Annotated in this window: 15 protein-coding genes; all 15 read left to right on the top strand. The window is 48.4% G+C overall.

Annotation, left to right across the window (positions count from 1 at the left end):
• Positions 1-104: 104 nt before the first annotated feature.
• Positions 105-974 (top strand): nitrilase-related carbon-nitrogen hydrolase, encoded by an 870-nt coding sequence (locus tag AC2VLY_RS16675; RefSeq protein WP_486893859.1) that lies wholly within the window; start codon positions 105-107, stop codon positions 972-974.
• A 38-nt stretch (positions 975-1,012) separates the two neighbouring features.
• Positions 1,013-2,326: an FAD-dependent oxidoreductase gene (locus tag AC2VLY_RS16670; protein ID WP_486893857.1), complete on the top strand. Its 1,314-nt coding sequence runs from the start codon at positions 1,013-1,015 to the stop codon at positions 2,324-2,326.
• Positions 2,323-3,651: an NAD-dependent dihydropyrimidine dehydrogenase subunit PreA gene (gene preA / locus AC2VLY_RS16665; protein WP_486893856.1), complete on the top strand. Its 1,329-nt coding sequence runs from the start codon at positions 2,323-2,325 to the stop codon at positions 3,649-3,651. Before AC2VLY_RS16670 ends, preA begins: the two co-directional genes overlap by 4 nt.
• Before the next feature lie 4 nt (positions 3,652-3,655).
• Positions 3,656-5,122 (top strand): dihydropyrimidinase, encoded by a 1,467-nt coding sequence (gene hydA, locus AC2VLY_RS16660; protein ID WP_486922678.1) that lies wholly within the window; start codon positions 3,656-3,658, stop codon positions 5,120-5,122.
• Position 5,123: 1 nt separating this feature from the next.
• The gene (locus AC2VLY_RS16655; RefSeq protein WP_486893854.1) at positions 5,124-6,680 is read left to right on the top strand and encodes an NCS1 family nucleobase:cation symporter-1; all 1,557 of its coding nucleotides are present in this window, start codon (positions 5,124-5,126) and stop codon (positions 6,678-6,680) included.
• Positions 6,673-8,046 carry a purine-cytosine permease family protein gene (locus tag AC2VLY_RS16650; protein ID WP_486893853.1) on the top strand — a complete coding sequence of 458 codons (1,374 nt, stop codon included), beginning with the start codon at positions 6,673-6,675 and terminating at the stop codon, positions 8,044-8,046. Before AC2VLY_RS16655 ends, AC2VLY_RS16650 begins: the two co-directional genes overlap by 8 nt.
• Positions 8,043-8,489 carry a cytidine deaminase gene (gene cdd / locus AC2VLY_RS16645; RefSeq protein ID WP_202806202.1) on the top strand — a complete coding sequence of 149 codons (447 nt, stop codon included), beginning with the start codon at positions 8,043-8,045 and terminating at the stop codon, positions 8,487-8,489. The genes AC2VLY_RS16650 and cdd overlap by 4 nt, the downstream gene beginning before the upstream one ends.
• Positions 8,486-9,226, top strand: a complete 741-nt coding sequence (gene deoC / locus AC2VLY_RS16640) for a deoxyribose-phosphate aldolase (RefSeq protein WP_486893852.1) — start codon at positions 8,486-8,488, stop codon at positions 9,224-9,226. Before cdd ends, deoC begins: the two co-directional genes overlap by 4 nt.
• Entirely contained in the window at positions 9,223-10,023 is an 801-nt protein-coding gene (udp, locus tag AC2VLY_RS16635; protein WP_486893851.1) for a uridine phosphorylase, read from the top strand. The genes deoC and udp overlap by 4 nt, the downstream gene beginning before the upstream one ends.
• Entirely contained in the window at positions 10,020-10,346 is a 327-nt protein-coding gene (locus AC2VLY_RS16630; RefSeq protein ID WP_486893850.1) for a hypothetical protein, read from the top strand. Before udp ends, AC2VLY_RS16630 begins: the two co-directional genes overlap by 4 nt.
• An 18-nt stretch (positions 10,347-10,364) precedes the next feature.
• Positions 10,365-11,387: a phosphomannomutase/phosphoglucomutase gene (locus AC2VLY_RS16625; RefSeq protein ID WP_486893849.1), complete on the top strand. Its 1,023-nt coding sequence runs from the start codon at positions 10,365-10,367 to the stop codon at positions 11,385-11,387.
• 71 nt (positions 11,388-11,458) lie between these two features.
• On the top strand, positions 11,459-11,635 hold the full coding sequence (locus tag AC2VLY_RS16620; RefSeq protein ID WP_486893847.1) for an SDR family NAD(P)-dependent oxidoreductase: 177 nt from the start codon (positions 11,459-11,461) through the stop codon (positions 11,633-11,635).
• Positions 11,581-11,859, top strand: a complete 279-nt coding sequence (locus AC2VLY_RS16615; RefSeq protein ID WP_486893866.1) for a hypothetical protein — start codon at positions 11,581-11,583, stop codon at positions 11,857-11,859. Before AC2VLY_RS16620 ends, AC2VLY_RS16615 begins: the two co-directional genes overlap by 55 nt.
• A gap of 943 nt (positions 11,860-12,802) precedes the next feature.
• A complete protein-coding gene (locus AC2VLY_RS16610; protein ID WP_486893846.1) occupies positions 12,803-15,154 on the top strand; it encodes a TonB-dependent receptor in 2,352 nt (783 codons plus the stop codon).
• 99 nt (positions 15,155-15,253) lie between these two features.
• The coding region (locus AC2VLY_RS16605; protein ID WP_486893845.1) for a phosphorylase family protein at positions 15,254-16,105 on the top strand (852 nt) is incomplete at its 3' end.

The following is a 16,105-nucleotide window of genomic DNA, read 5'->3' as shown; positions in this document are numbered from 1 at the left end:
TTATAAATATTTTACAAAAACAATAATGAGGATTTTCATAATCTGGCACGCGCCTTGCTTGTTAATTTTTATAATCTATATTTGCCTGACGCACAAGGATATGTATGAGCCAAATCGTTCGCTGTGCCCTCATTCAGACTGCCCAAACCGCCGAGGCAGAAAAGCTTTCCCCTGAGTCTATCAAGGAGGAAATGATTACGCGCCATCTTCAGCATATTGAAGCGGCTGCAGCCCAAGGCGCACAGGTGTTATGTATGCAGGAACTGTTCTATGGACCCTATTTTTGTCCAAGCCAGGATATTCGCTGGTATGCCCTCACTGAAGCAGTACCGGATGGCCCAACCATTCATTTGATGCAGGAATATGCCAAAAAATACCAGATGGTGTTGGTTGTTCCGGTGTATGAGCGGGAAATGACGGGTGTTTATTATAATACGGCAGTAGTGATTGACGCTGATGGTCGTTATCTTGGCAAATACCGGAAAACCCACATTCCTCAGGTACAGGGGTTTTGGGAAAAGTTTTTCTTTCGTCCGGGGAATCTTGGCTACCCGGTATTTCAAACCGCCTATGGAAAAATTGGTGTATATATCTGTTACGACAGACATTTCCCGGAAGGCGCCAGAGCTTTGGGGTTGAATGGTGCGGAAATTGTCTTCAATCCCTCTGCTACTGTTGCAGGGCTTTCCGAATATCTCTGGACGCTCGAACAACCCGCTCACGCAGCTGCCAACGGCTATTTTGTGGGGGCTATTAATCGCATAGGCAATGAAGCACCCTGGAATATTGGTGAATTTTACGGGCAAAGTTATTTTGCCAATCCACGTGGACAAATTATTGCCAAGGCAAGCCGGGATCAGGAGGAGGTTTTGGTGAGTGATCTTGATCTCGAACAAATCGCCGAAGTGCGAGATCTCTGGCAGTTCTATCGGGATCGTCGCCCGGATATGTATGGTGATCTTTGTCGCCCGTGAGGCCAGCCATGATAACTGAAGTCATTTTGGATTCGGATTTGCTAGAAACGAAATTTCGGCCTTTGGAGAAAAGTTTATCCGCCGATGCGGTGCTCGTTGAGTCCGAACGCTGTTATTACTGTTATGAAGCACCCTGTGTTGCCGCCTGTCCTACCGATATTGATATTCCGGGATTTATTCGGGCGTTGGCAGTCGGACAACCGTCCCGTGCTGCCGAACGCATTTTACAGGCCAATCCTCTGGGGGCTTCCTGTTCCAGGGTTTGTCCGGTGGAAACCTTGTGTGAACAAGCTTGTGTGCGTCAACATGAAAATGGCGGTCCTGTTCCGATCGGCCAACTGCAAAAATTTGCGATGCAGAAGTTCTCTACCCGTAATGACCTCTCTTCAAATTCCAGGACATCAGGCACAGGGACTAAAGTGGCGGTAGTGGGTGCCGGACCAGCCGGGATGACGGCTGCTACGCTTCTGGCTCAAGCCGGTTTCACAATAGATGTCTTCGAATCGCAGGCGGTGCCGGGCGGATTAAATGAAAGCGGTATTGCTGCTTATAAAATACTGGATGACGCCGCGCAGTGGGAAGCCAGCAGGGTATTGTCACATCCCGGCATTCACTTGCATACCGGCATGGCCTTAGGCAAAGAGCTGTTTTTGTCGCAGTTGTGTGACGATTACGCGGGTGTTTTGCTGGCTTTAGGGCTTCAAGGACAGCAAAAAATGCAGATACCCGGAGAAGAGCTCCAGGGTGTTTTCAGTGCAGTGCCTTACATTGCCCGAATGCGTCGACAAGAGCCTGTGCCGGTCGGCCAGCGTGTCGTGGTGATTGGCGGAGGGATGACCGCCATAGACATTGCTGTGCAGGTACGTCTGCTCGGTGCAGAAGAAGTGCATATTTGTTATCGGCGCGGTCCCGAAGCCATGGGTGCCAGCCTGCATGAACAAATGTTGGCCAAGGAGCAAGGTGTTTTCATCCACCATTACCTGCGACCCGTATCCATTGCTGGCAGAGACGGAACTTGTAAAAGTATTTGTCTGCAGCCCACCCAAGTTGTGAATGATCAACTGCAGGATGTGGGCGATGCGCTCACTTGGTCTGTTGATCAGGTTTTTGTTGCCATCGGCCAGCAATTGCAGGCCGCAGCTTGGGCTTCAGACACCCTGGAATTGGCGATGAACCTTCGGGGCAAAATTCAGGTGGATGGTGAGGCACGAACGAGTCTGGAAGGGGTGTGGGCTGCTGGTGACTGCGCGAGCATGAGTGAGGATCTCACGGTTCATGCAGTGGCCGATGCAAAAGTAGCGGTTGCCTCCATGATAGCCACGCTTGCCAAAGCCGCAAGGAAAATTGCATGAAACCCGATCTGACCAGTGAATTTTTAGGTATTCATTCCCCTAATCCGTTTTGGTTGGCTTCAGCGCCGCCGACAGATCGCGCGATTAATGTCGATCGTGCATTTCAAGCCGGATGGGGCGGGGTTGTCTGGAAAACTTTAGGAATTGATCCGCCGGTGGTCAATGTCAATGGACCGCGTTATGGGTTTTGGCGGGGTGATAATCAGCGGGTGCAGGGCTTCAGTAATATTGAACTGATTAGTGATCGTTCCATCGCCATTAACTTGAAAGAAATCCACGAAATAAAAAAACGTTGGCCGGACCGGGCGATGGTCGTATCGGTCATGTTTCCTCTGGAGGAAGCGATCTGGGCAGAATGGCTGCCGCAGATTGAGGCAACTGGTGCCGATGGCATCGAATTGAATCTGGGTTGTCCGCATGGCATGTCGGAGCGGGGAATGGGTTCGGCCATGGGACAGGCTCCGGAGCTGGTTGAGGCGGTTACCCGCTTGGCCAAGCAACACACCCGCTTACCCGTAATCGTCAAACTCACGCCGAATATAACGGATATTACCTGGAGTGCAGCAGCTGCCTATGCAGGCGGTGCAGATGCCGTTTCTCTGATCAATACCATCAATTCGATTGTCGGCGTGGACCTTGATCAGATGGCCCCGTTACCGACCGTAGATGGTCGTGGCACGCACGGAGGTTACTGTGGACCGGCGGTGAAACCCATTGCGCTGAACATGGTGGCGGAAATAGCCCGGAACCCGCAGTTCGGGCACCTGCCTATTTCCGGCATAGGCGGTATTACCCACTGGAGAGATGCGGCCGAATTCATGGTCCTGGGTGCGACGAATGTTCAGGTGTGTACAGCCGCCATGCTTTACGGCTTTCGTATCATTGATGAGCTTACGGAAGGCTTGCAGACCTGGATGCAGGAAAAGAATTACAGCCGGTTGGGAGATTTCACTGGGCAGGCAATAAGGCATGTCGTCGATTGGAATATGCTGAATCTCAATTATGTCAGCAAGGCAAATATTGATGAGGATCGTTGTATTGGTTGCGGACGTTGCCACATTGCTTGTGAAGATACGTCTCATCAGGCGATCGGCCGTGTTGCAGATTCTGGTCGTTATCGGGTGCGGGCCGAGGATTGTGTGGGTTGTAATTTGTGCCTGGCGGTGTGTCCGGTAGATGACTGTATCCGTATGGAGCAAATGACGAGCGGCATGGACCCCCGAACCGGACTGGAAATAGCCTCGGAACCTGCCAACTGGAATCAGCATCCCAACAATCCGCTGAATCACATTGCTGCCCGGTCGGGGATAGGGAAGGAGGAATAAATTCATGTCTGTGCTCATCCGTAATGGTACCGTGGTCAATGCAGATCGCAGTTTCAACGCCGACATTTATTGCGAGGATGGTCGGATTGTGGCGGTAGAGCCTGGCCTTGCGGTACCCCTTGGTGCGGAACAAATTGATGCCTCGGGTTGCCTGGTGATGCCGGGCGGCATTGACCCCCATACGCACATGCAATTGCCGTTTATGGGCACGGTAGCCAGTGAGGATTTTTATAGTGGTACGGCCGCTGCCCTTGCCGGTGGGACGACCATGATTATTGATTTCGTGATTCCCAGCCCGGGTGAACGCCTTTTGACGGCTTACCACAAATGGCGTGATTGGGCTGAAAAAAGCTGTGCAGATTATTCATTTCATGTCGCGGTGACCTGGTGGGATGACTCGGTGTACGAGGACATGGGTACTCTGGTCCGTGATTGGGGGGTCAATAGTTTCAAGCATTTCATGGCGTATAAAGGGGCCATTATGGCCGATGATGGTGTTCTGACCCAGAGTTTCCCCCGTGCTTTGGAGTTGGGCGCTCTGCCAACAGTCCATGCGGAAAATGGGGAATTGGTCGATTATCTACAGAAACTTCTACTAAAAAAGGGAATTGTAGGACCCGAAGGACACCCTCAGTCGCGTCCGCCCAAAGTCGAAGGTGAAGCCGCACAACGGGTCATCCAGATTGCCGGTATTCTCGGGGTCCCCATCTATCTGGTGCATAACTCTGCCATTGAATCAATAGACGCTATTACCGAAGCCCGGCGTCGGGGGCAAAGAGTGTTTGGGGAATGTCTGGCCCAGCATTTACTGATTGATGAATCTGTCTACTTTGACAAGGACTGGGGCCGCGCCGCAGCTCATGTCATGAGCCCGCCTTTTCGACCCAGAGCCCATCAGGAGGCCTTATGGGAGGCCTTGAGTGGCGGCATATTGCAGACCACTGCCACTGATCACTGCTGCTTTTGTGGGGATCAGAAAGCGATGGGCCAGGATAACTTTGCACGCATTCCCAATGGTACCGCCGGAGTGGAAGATCGCATGGCCGTGTTATGGCACCACGGCGTCAACATGGGGCGTCTTACGGCGAATGAATTTGTGGCATTGACCTCCAGTAACGCGGCAAAAATTTTCAATATTTATCCGCGCAAAGGCGTTATACAGGTGGGCAGCGATGCTGATCTGGTGATCTGGGATCCGCAATTAACCCGGGTTATCAGCGTGGAAAATCAGCATCAGCAGGTGGATTTCAATGTGTTTGAAGGTATGCGGGTGTCAGGTGGCCCGGCATATACCATCAGCCGAGGCAAGGTGGTGTATGCACAGGGAAACCTGCAAGCCCAGCGTGGTGCTGGTGAATATGTTTTCAGACCGGCCTTTCCGGCGTTTATGCGCGCACAACAGGAACAGAACCGGCGTCAGCCCTATCAAGCGGTAGAGCGCGGGCACACAGGCATTCGGGAGTGGCACTGACATGCCGCCTCCACCGAGTGTTTCTACTGAATGGTCCGGAATAGCGGCTCCCGATATGGGCGAGCTTGGAGCGTTGAAAGCCTCGCTCGGAAATTCAAAACTGTACAACGCAGACATGGCACCCGTAGGAGCATCAGAGCGGAGTTGGAACACCTGGAACATTACCGCACTTTGGATCAGCATGTCCGCAGTATTGACGACTTATACCCTGGCTTCCGGCTTGATGATGGCTGGTATGCTCTGGTGGCAGGCGTTGCTCACGGTAACGCTGGGTAATGTGTTGGTCCTGATCCCCATGCTTCTGAATGCTTATGTGGGAGTCCGTTATGGGATTCCTTTCCCGGTATTTGTCAGAGCATCGTTTGGGACTAACGGCGCCAAGGTGGCGGCCATGGCGCGTGGTTTAGTGGCTTGTGGATGGTTTGGCATCCAGACCTGGTTAGGGGGCTTGGCACTTTCAGCCCTCATGGGTCATTTCTGGTCCTATTGGCCCAAAGTGCAGGGTCATGCGTTTATTGCTTTTGGACTGTTCTGGCTGCTGCAGATGTTGATTGTGCTGCGTGGCATGCGCGCTATCAAAAGATTTGAGACTGTGGCGGCTCCTCTTCTGATCATACTGCTTCTGCTGCTGTTCTTTTGGGCCATACGGACAGGACAGGGATTTTTTGAGGTACTCCACCAATCCAATATTTTGGTACAACCATCCGCGCATCGCTTCTGGGATATTTTCTGGCCAGGTCTTGCGGCCAATGTGGGATATTGGGCAACTTTGAGCCTGAATATTCCCGATTTTACACGCTACGCAAAATCACAGAAAGCGCAGATTATTGGCCAATCCATCGGTTTGCCCCTGGGCATGATGGGTACCAGTTTTATCGGAATTTTTGTGACGGCGGCGGCCATTGGTGTGTTTCATCAGGTACTGTGGAACCCTATTACCTTGATTCCGCACATTACCCAGAATGGTGCTCTGTTGTTACTTGCCATGGGCGCCATTTTGCTTGCCCAAACCAGCATCAATATGGGGGCCAATGTCGTGTCTCCCGCCAATGATTTTTCTAATTTGGCACCACAACGGATCAGCTTTCGTACGGGCGGAATAATAACCGGTGTGGTCGGAATTTTGATGTGTCCCTGGCTGCTGATGGAAAATGCATCCGCCTATATTTTTACCTGGCTCGCCGGTTATGGCAGTTTGCTTGGGGCTATTGCGGGAGTGATGATTGCAGATTACTGGATTTGGCGAAAAAGGAATATTAATCTGGGAGATTTGTATAGGGAAAATGGTATTTATCCACGTTGGAACACCCGTGCATTTGTGGCCATCGCTCTTGCTGTGTTGCCCATACTTCCGGGATTTTATGCGGCAGCGCACAGTGCGGGAGGTATTGTTGATCATCCCGGTTTTTTTGATCGTCTTTATACCTATGGATGGTTTTGGACATTTATGGTGGCGGGTACAAGCTATCTTTTATTGCAGTGGATATTCAAATCGAATTCCGTGAACTCCCAGGAAGATCAGTATTCGGAGATCCATCATCGGGTGTCCCATGAGTAAGCCCATACCAGTGGTTGGCGAAACGGAGAGTCATCATGTGGAAACCTTGGGGGTGGCGCCGGTTCCAGAATCTGCCCGAACCATGCGCCCCGGTATGCTTTTTTTGATATGGGCTCTGGCCTCGGCGTCTGCAACCACTCCGGTCATTGGTCTGCTGCTCCATGGTATTGGATTATGGAATTTTGTGTGGATCGTATTGCTTGCTCTGCTGATTGGCCTCATCCCCGCCTTATTGTTGGCGCATATGGGTCGTCAGAGGCCAATTATTTCCATGGTGATGGCAAGACGGACTTTTGGGGTGGGTGGCGCAACCGTTCTGGCCATCCTGTATACCATCGTTGGTTCGGGCTGGTTTGGACTGAATACGGATGTTGGCGGAAAAATTCTTGATACGCTGTTCCCTGGAAATGGCATACTTTGGTATGTCGTTCTTGGTGTACTGCAAATTGGTCTGGTATTTTTTGGTATGGAAGTTCTGGAAAAGTTTTATAAATATACGGCTCTACTTTTTCTGCTCTGTTACGCGGTCCTGGCCTATTATTTGTTTACGCAGCATCCATTTGTGATGCCCGTTGCCACAGTGCCTGTCCATTGGGGCACGGATATTGATCTTGTCCTGAGTTTCAGTCTGTTGGCCTGGGCATATGATTTCCCCACGGTAACAAGGTTTTGCATGCCTGCACGAGAGAATGAAAAAACTCTTCAGCGTGCCCTCTATGCCTTCGCGCCTGCAACTGGGGTGATGTCAGCCGTGTTGCTCATGGGTATTCTGGGCTTGATTGCGCTGCAAATGACCGGTGACTGGAATATTGCTTTGTTGGGCAAAAATTTGCCCGTTTGGGGAGAAATATCGGCGATAGGCGTCATATTGGCCATTGCCCATACCAATGCCATGAATTTGTATCCTGCCGTCACAAAATTGCTTGCCGTTGTTAATGTTACCAGCAAACCACGGCGCTGGATGCAGCCGGTGGTGGTGGTGCTCCTGGGGACTTTTGCGACCGGGTTGGCCATTGCTGGCATCCTGAATTTTATTGAAGGATTTCTTTCCCTCTTGGGATCCTTATTATTTCCCTTCACGTTTATTCTGATAATTGACTGGTTTTATGAAGAGCGTTATGCAGAAGAGGTGACCCTTTTTTATCGTCCTGCCGGAAATTGGCAAGAATACTTTTTATGGCCGGCACCCTGGGCGGTTAGTATGCTGATTTTTGGCATTTTATTGGGGCAATGGAAATATCTCAGCGTCAGTCGCATTTTTTATTTTGTTCCCTGGCAAGTTTCATCGGCAATAATTACCGGCGTGATCTATTTTATTGGCTTGCGTTTGGCAGATCAACGCCAGCAAAGGAGGAAAGCAGCTTGAATGGTCCTGATACAAAAATGAATCTGCCCGAAGCCACCATTGCGCAGCTCCGCAGATCCGCTGAAGCGGCCCTGGAAAATGCCTATGCACCCTATTCTCACTTTTCTGTAGGTGCCGCAATATTAACAACCAGTGGCCGAATATTTAACGGGTGTAATGTGGAAAATGCTGCATATCCTTCTGGTTTGTGTGCAGAAGCAGTAGCTATTGGCCACATGGTGGCGACCTTGGGGCCGATGCATATTCTTGCCTGCTACGTGGCCTGTAAAGGTCATACGCCTGCCTGGCCATGCGGAAGTTGCCGTCAGCGCCTGAATGAGTTCGCCGATACGCGCATGTGGGTACTTACCTCTGTCATGGATGGCCTTCCCGAGAGGATACCTTTTCGTGATCTGTTACCACATCATTTTGGTGCAGCTGATTTGGAGGGTTTTCGTTCGTGAAACATAGTATTGCGGAACGCATTGGATTATTGGATCTGACGCGATTAGAAGCGGTGCAAGGCGATGAAGCTGCTGTAGAAACACTTTGTGCCAAGGCGCGAACCAGATATGGCGATGTTGCAGCGGTGTGTATACATCCGGCTTACGTAGCGCGTGCAGTGAATCTGTTGCGGGAAACGCCCATTGCGGTGGCTACTGTCATCAATTTTCCTTCTGGTGATAACAGCCTTCAGGAGGTGCATGCAGAACTGGAATCAGTAGTCACAGCAGGGGCACAGGAAGTGGATATTGTCGTGCCCTATAAAGCATGGTTGGCAGGAGATAAACGAGCAGTTTTCAGGCTCATGGAAGCGGTGCAGCATTGGCTCGGTAATCAAGTACGAATTAAAGCTATTCTGGAAACCGGAGCGATACCTATTTCTTCCATGCGTCGGGAATTGTCCCGAGAAATAGCGGAAATAGGTGTGGATTTCCTTAAAACCTCTACGGGAAAAACCGCCGTCGGTGCCACACCAGAGGCTGTGGCCGATCTGCTTGTCGTGACCAAGGAATTTGCCCATTCCCAAGTGGCTCCCGGGATAAAAGTGGCCGGAGGCGTGCGCACAGGAGAACAGATGGACGCCCATATTGCCCAAATTGAAGCCGTGATGGGAACAACTTTTATTACCCCCCGTACGCTGCGCTTTGGAGCCAGCAGCTTACTGGATGATTTGCTCAGTCAGGAGGCGGCGCTATGACGGGAATTATTGCGGATACGAAGGCCATCCAGTATCACATTGGCTTATCTGCACAGATGTTGTGTGGAGCGCAGTATGTCTTTTTGCCGGGTGATCCTGATCGGGTGAATCCTATTGCCGCATTTCTGGATGACGCCCGTGAACTGACCCAGCATCGGGAGTATCGATCGGCCTTAGGTTACGTAGATGATATCCCCGTTCTGGTGATGTCCACCGGGATCGGCGCACCTTCTACCGGGATTGCGATTGAGGAACTGGCCCGACTGGGGGTGACACACTTTATACGATTGGGAACGACGGGAGCCATTCAGTCCCATGTGCATTTGGGGGATTTGATTATCAGCGAGGGATCGGTGCGATTGGAGGGAACGTCAGGACATTATGCGCCCATAGAGTATCCCGCAGTGCCATCCCTTGCGCTGACCCTGAAACTGATAGAAGCCACAAAACTCCGGGATTTCCCTTACCAGACCGGAATAACCTGTTCATCAGACAGCTTTTGGCCTGGGCAGGAGCGTTATGATTCTTTCTCCGGTTATGTGCCCAGGCATCTCCAAGGCAGCCTGGAGGAATGGCAGCGATTGGGCGTGCTGAATTTTGAGATGGAAAGTTCAGCGCTATTTACCATTGCTCGCACTTTTGGGCTTCACGCCGCCTCCCTATGTGGCGTGATTGCCCTGCGCACCCAGAGTGAAGCGGTGCAGCAGAATGTGTATGCCCAGGTGAAGGAACGTCTCGCCATTGTCGCGCGAGAGGCTGTGCGGCTGCACCACCAGGCCCATGGTACACCTCTATGATCAATATTCCTCCGGGCATTTTCAGGGAGTACGACATTCGTGGCGTGGTTGATCGCGATCTGACTCCCGATTTGGTGGAAGAGCTGGGGAAGTCGATTGGTAGTGAACTCCGGAGTCGCGGAGGACAAAACATGGTCGTGGGAAGAGATGGGCGTTTATCAGGGTTGGCTTTTCATCAATCTCTGTGTAGTGGATTGTGCAAGGTTGGATGCGACGTCCTTGATGTCGGCATGGTTCCTACGCCAGTGCTCTCTTTCGCCGTGCAACACTTGGGTGCAGACGGTGGCGTAATGGTGACGGGTAGTCATAATCCGCCCCAGTAGAATGGGTTCAAGACCGTCATGATGGGCCAAACATTGTATGGAGAGCATATCCAGCGTATTTATCGACGCCTGCAGGCACGAGAATACACGCAACCAGAAAAGAAGGGCGTAAGCATTGCGCATTCCATCGTGGATGCATATCAGCACTTTGTTGTGGAAAATATTCGTCTGCAGAAACCCTTACGCATTGGTATGGATTGCGGTAACGGAGTTACTGGAATCGTCGCTCCGGAGCTTTTTGGGAAGCTGAACTGTACGGTTTTCGGACTGTATCTGGACGTAGATGGACGCTTCCCCAACCACCCTGCTGACCCGACCAATGAGGACAATTTGCGGGATTTAATGGCGCTGGTCCGCGCTGAAAACCTGGATATAGGTCTGGCATTTGATGGTGATGGCGACCGCATGGTCTTGGTCAGTGCCAAAGGTAAGGTGATCCTGGCCGATCGGCTTCTGATGCTTTTTGTAAAACATATTTTGCCGGATTATCCAGATGCGGCAGTCGTGTACGACGTGAAATCCTCAGCGCTGTTGCCCGATGTGATTCGCGCCGCTGGTGGAAGACCGGTTATGTGGAAAACCGGTTATTCCTTGATCAAGACAAAAATGGAAGAACTGGATGCGCCCGTGGGGGCCGAACTGGCGGGTCATTTCTTTTTTAGAGACCGCTGGCCTGGTTTTGATGATGGGATGTATGCCGCTGCACGACTGCTGGAAATTTTGTCGAGCATCAACGGGGATGAAAATTTACGCAATAACGTATTGGATGATCTGCCTGAATGGCCATGCACGCCGGAACAGCGGCTGGAAATGGAAGAAGGGAAACCCCAGCAGATTATGGAAGCACTTTTGCGTGATGCGCCAATTTCGTTCCCGGATGCAAACTTGTTAACACTGGATGGCCTGCGTATTGAGTTTGCGGATGGTTGGGCATTGGTGCGTTGCTCAAACACCCAGCCAGCACTGGTCCTGCGCTTTGAGGCGAAGAATACAGAAGCCCTGCAACGCATATCCCGGTTAATAGAGACGGCAATTTTGTAGCGTTTACGTTGTTGGCGGCATGACACGTTGTCAGGACTATCCAATGGTATCTTCACCGGGGGTGGTTGTTTATGAATCAGAAAAATGCGGTTATTACAGGGGCCTCATCGGGTATTGGTGCAGAGACCATACGTGCTTTGGTAGAGGCGGGTTTTCGTGTCTTCATCGGGGCCAGATACATGGATTGCTTGGATTGTCAAACAGCGAAACGATGCAGCTGGAATGGCTGGGTAAACCCATTCGTATAACCGAAATTGATCCAGGTTTTGTTGAGACGGAGTTCAGTTTGACCCGGTTTGGTGGCGATGCTGTGCGAGCAAGTGGCGTATATGATGGCATGAAACCACTGGAAGCCGCTGATATAGCAGATGCCATTGCCTGGGTGGTCACGCGCCCCGCTCATGTCAACATTGATAATATGGTTATTCGGCCACTGGATCATGCGCGTATTGATAAAATTTTCCGGAAATGAGTAGGTAACGTGTTGCAGGGTGTTGGCAAAAAAAACCCAAGGTAAGGCTGTCTGTTACCCCTGCGACCAGAGAAGGTTTGCACAACGAGAGTGCAATTCTGATACAAACGCATTTTTTTGGTGCGACATGCTTAATATTCTTAATTTCAAGAAATGAAGAATAAAGGCGGTCATCACTTTTCAGTAGTTTGTGTTTATAATAATTTGTTGTTTTTTAGCAAGGTTTAATAAAAAACAACTAGAGATGGTCAGAATCTAAAATTATGGCATGAACTTTGCTAATAGATTTAGCATGTTAATAATAATGTTTTGCATATGTCATAACGAAAGCTGAGTGAATGTAGGAGGTAACCTTTAAAAAACTTGAAACCGCCCGGTTAACGGCCTTTTTCACTGGTACGCGGAGACTTCTTTGGGTGTGGGCTGTCCTGACTGAGCGGGAACGTCGATGGTTGCCAGTTAAGCGCTATAGCAACTTTCCCATACAGACCTAACTGCATGAAAAGTTCTCAAGGAGGGTTAATTGAAAATGTTTCCATCTCAGCTCATCGAAACATACGGTTCCAGCAAATTACCGAAAATGCTCTTATGAGTGTTGCAATTTATGATAGGCAACGTTACATAAATAACACTTTATTAATAGCCAAGTATCTCGGATACTTTATGAAAGCAGAAGATCAATAATCAGCAGCAGTGGTCAGGGCTTAATCTGAACGCCGTAGTAATCTGTTGGGACAAGTTAGTGAGAGGTATATTAAACTAAAACTAATGTTATAAAAAATTACACTTTAATGAATATTATCTTCAAAGAAAGGCATTATTTCGGCGCATGTATAAGTATTATTGAGGTGTTAAGTGACAATATGTTGTTTTAACTATATGGATTTCAAGTGGTTTTATGCTTTAGGTTTAATGAGTTATATAACAGAGGGAGAATGTACTGATGAAAACTAAATGTAATGTTGATATGGGCATATATGATGGGAAAGAAGTGTTTCGGCGACCATTGATGAGGACTAAATTAGTGTCCACGGCAGTTCTAGCAGCATTAAGTGTATTTGCAAGCATTGCTAATGCCGATGATAGTGCGGTGGTAGCACCTACCCAAAGCACTCCAGCAGTGACCGATATTGGAGCAGTGAAAAAAGTTGCTCCACCGGAAAAGGCAGTGACTTCAGTGAGTAAGAAAACGGTGACACATGCTTCACCAGCGCAAAATTTTCAATCTGTGCTCAAGCATGTTCCAGGAATGAATGTCATATCACAAGGGCCTGGAAATCTCTCGGCAACGGATAATGAGTTTACCTATCAGGGCTTCACCAGTAGCCAGATGGCATCAAATTTTGATGGGGTTCCAATCATTAATACTTTCCGTGGTGGGGCTGGTGGCACTGGGGATGATCACGCCTACACGCCTTTAACCATGGGACAGATTTCTACGGTTAAAGTGTTCAGTGGAGCGAATCAGCCATCCCAAAATGGAATTAACTCATTAGGCGGTACTATTTCGTATGAGCCTGCCATGCCAACCTCTAAGTTTTATGTTGACTTGAATGCATCTGGGGGGAAATATGGTTACAGGGGCGGAAATTATACGACCGGTTTCTCAGTAAATAGTGGAGCACTTCCAGGTACAGGTACGGAAATGCTCTTTAAATATTCGTATACACATGCCCCTAGCTTCATGAGTAATGTATATGCTGATATCAATTCATACTATGCAGCTATTGTGCAACCCTATAATAACGGATTATCTCAACTCAAACTGGTTGCTGTTTATAACGTGGAGCAGGCGCGGCAGCCTTCATTGGTACCATTGTCGCTTTTGGCCGGTAATCGGGCCTATCAGGCTCCTCTAAACGTGGCTTATAGTGCTACGAATACTCATGCTCTAAATGTCATTTTATCTTGGAAAAGTTTGCTTAATCAATATATGATGGCAAAAACAAAGGTGTTTATTCAGCAGCAATCTGCAAACCGTACTTCTTTTACAAGTTCGCAATACTATGATCCTAGCTATTACGGCTATGCGATATATCAAGGCTATCCAGTAGGAACGAATCTGGAACCTTATGCAGCGCCACCGTCAACAAATAATAGTTATGACCCAGTTGCGGAATTTGGATCCGCAGTAAATGGAACGCAATATCATAATTATATTGACGATATTCAGAGTGTAGGTTTTATTCCCTCGTTAACTTTTTTTGCCCCACACAACACCGTAGAATTAGGAGCCATGGTCGATTATAGTCAAGACCATAGTGCCGAATACTGGTATGGAAGTAGTCCAGTCCCCAATATTGATGGTTACAATAATGCGTGGAATGAACATGATACACGTAATTATAATTACGTGTATCTGCAGGATAATATAGATCTTATGAATGGTAAGTTACATATTTATCCAGGGATAAAGTATAATATAGTATCAACTGGCTGTGATGATGTGGCTGGTTACTATTACAATTATGGTGGGCATGTAAATAATACCTATTATTTCTTGGAGCCGTCATTGGGTTTCTCGTATACCCCAATTCATGACGTTGACCTATATTTCAGTGTGGGTAAAACAAATAAGGTGCCAAACATTAGCGCCTATTACTCGGCTATTGGTGTAGCACCTACACCTGCAGCTATTACCGTTCAACCAGAGGGTGATATAAGTTACGACGCTGGAATAAGATATAAGAGTAGCCTGCTCTCTACGAATCTTTCGGTCTTCAGGAGAAATTTTAGCAATATATTCAGTGAGTATTACGATTCGGCAACTGGTCAGACATTTGAGTATAACAACGGCGCGGCCTTATACCAGGGGGTTACCTTGGGTTTGGATGTGCCAGTTAAAGATGATGTGTCTTTATTTGGTAACTATAATTATACGAGTGCCAAATACACAACCCTTTCGGTCGGAAAGAATGGAACATCGTATCCTGGAGAATCTCGGCCCTATGTTCCGACTTATACCGCAACTGCTGGAGTTCGCTATGAGCATGGTGGCTTGTATGCGGCGCTGACGGGACATTTTGTTGGTCGCCAATATATGGCAACTAACAAGGGGCAAACAATAGGTCTGACCTTGCCTTCCTATGATACACTAGACTTTAATGTGTCTTATGATATGCCAATTAATTCGGCTTATATTAAATCTCTGAGGCTCAGTCTCTACGCAGATAATATTCTCAATAATAATTATCTGGTATACGCTGAACAAATGAGTTCTCCGTTTTCTTATTTACAGGGTCAGTCAGGCGCCCCAGTTTTTTTAGGTAGTAATGTTAGCCTACGCTTTGAGTGAGTTTGATTTTATATCGTAAGCTTCAACCACAGGCGCTTGACGTTGAATTGTTTTTGTCTTGCGCCTGTAAATTTTTTTAACTAATGGAGTGTGATTATTATGAACCATATAAGATTACATTTTTACATGATTATATTCTCTGGTTTGTTTATTTTTTCGAGTTGCTCCACAGCTGATACAGAGTTACTAGCAATCAAGAATGATGGTTTGGGTACACCACGGTCATTTGTTGGTATCATTCTGCCATCAAGCCCCAATACCTATGCTCAGATTACTGCCAAGATGAACAACCAAAAAAATTATAAAGAAGGTTTTTTTAAGTTCACCACAGGAGATATTTATGGGATACCTGTGGTCCTGTCGTCCCCCCCTCCAGTTGGTAGTTTTAGTCTCACAGCTATAGATACTTATCTTATGGAAAAAACTTTTGACCCTGCTTTTGTCATTGATCCAGGAACTGCAGGATCGCATTTGCCTGATTTGTCGATGGGTGATGTTGTGATCGGCGCCAGAGTAGTTAATTTTAGTAATTATATGACCAAACGTGATGGAAATATTGTTCCTGGTCAGTTTAGCGCATTGGTCGCTGATGATGAGGGTTATAAACAAGGCAACCCAAATCCTGAATATATTTATGCAGATCCAGAATTAGTGAAGTTGGCTGCTGTTGCAGCTACAAAGGTTGCTCGGTTTACGCCTGCTAATATTCTGTCTGCACCAGTGGGGCGTAGGCCGTGGATACTTGCTTATGGAACTCAAGGGTCTGGGGATGCATGGTTGCGTAATGTCAAAAAAATTCAAAAAAGTACAAAAATATTTCATGAGGCCGATGAGGCGGGAAATTATCCTATTGCTCTGGTTTCAACTATGAACAAAATCCCTTTTATTGAGATTCATACTATTTCTGATGCCGCCATTAACGTACCTACGGTAATTAACCAGTATTTTCAT

The organism is Acidithiobacillus sp. TH-A36, from assembly GCF_057473445.1.
Note: the sequence above shows the minus strand (reverse complement) of the source record. Positions and strands in the feature narration are given on the sequence as shown.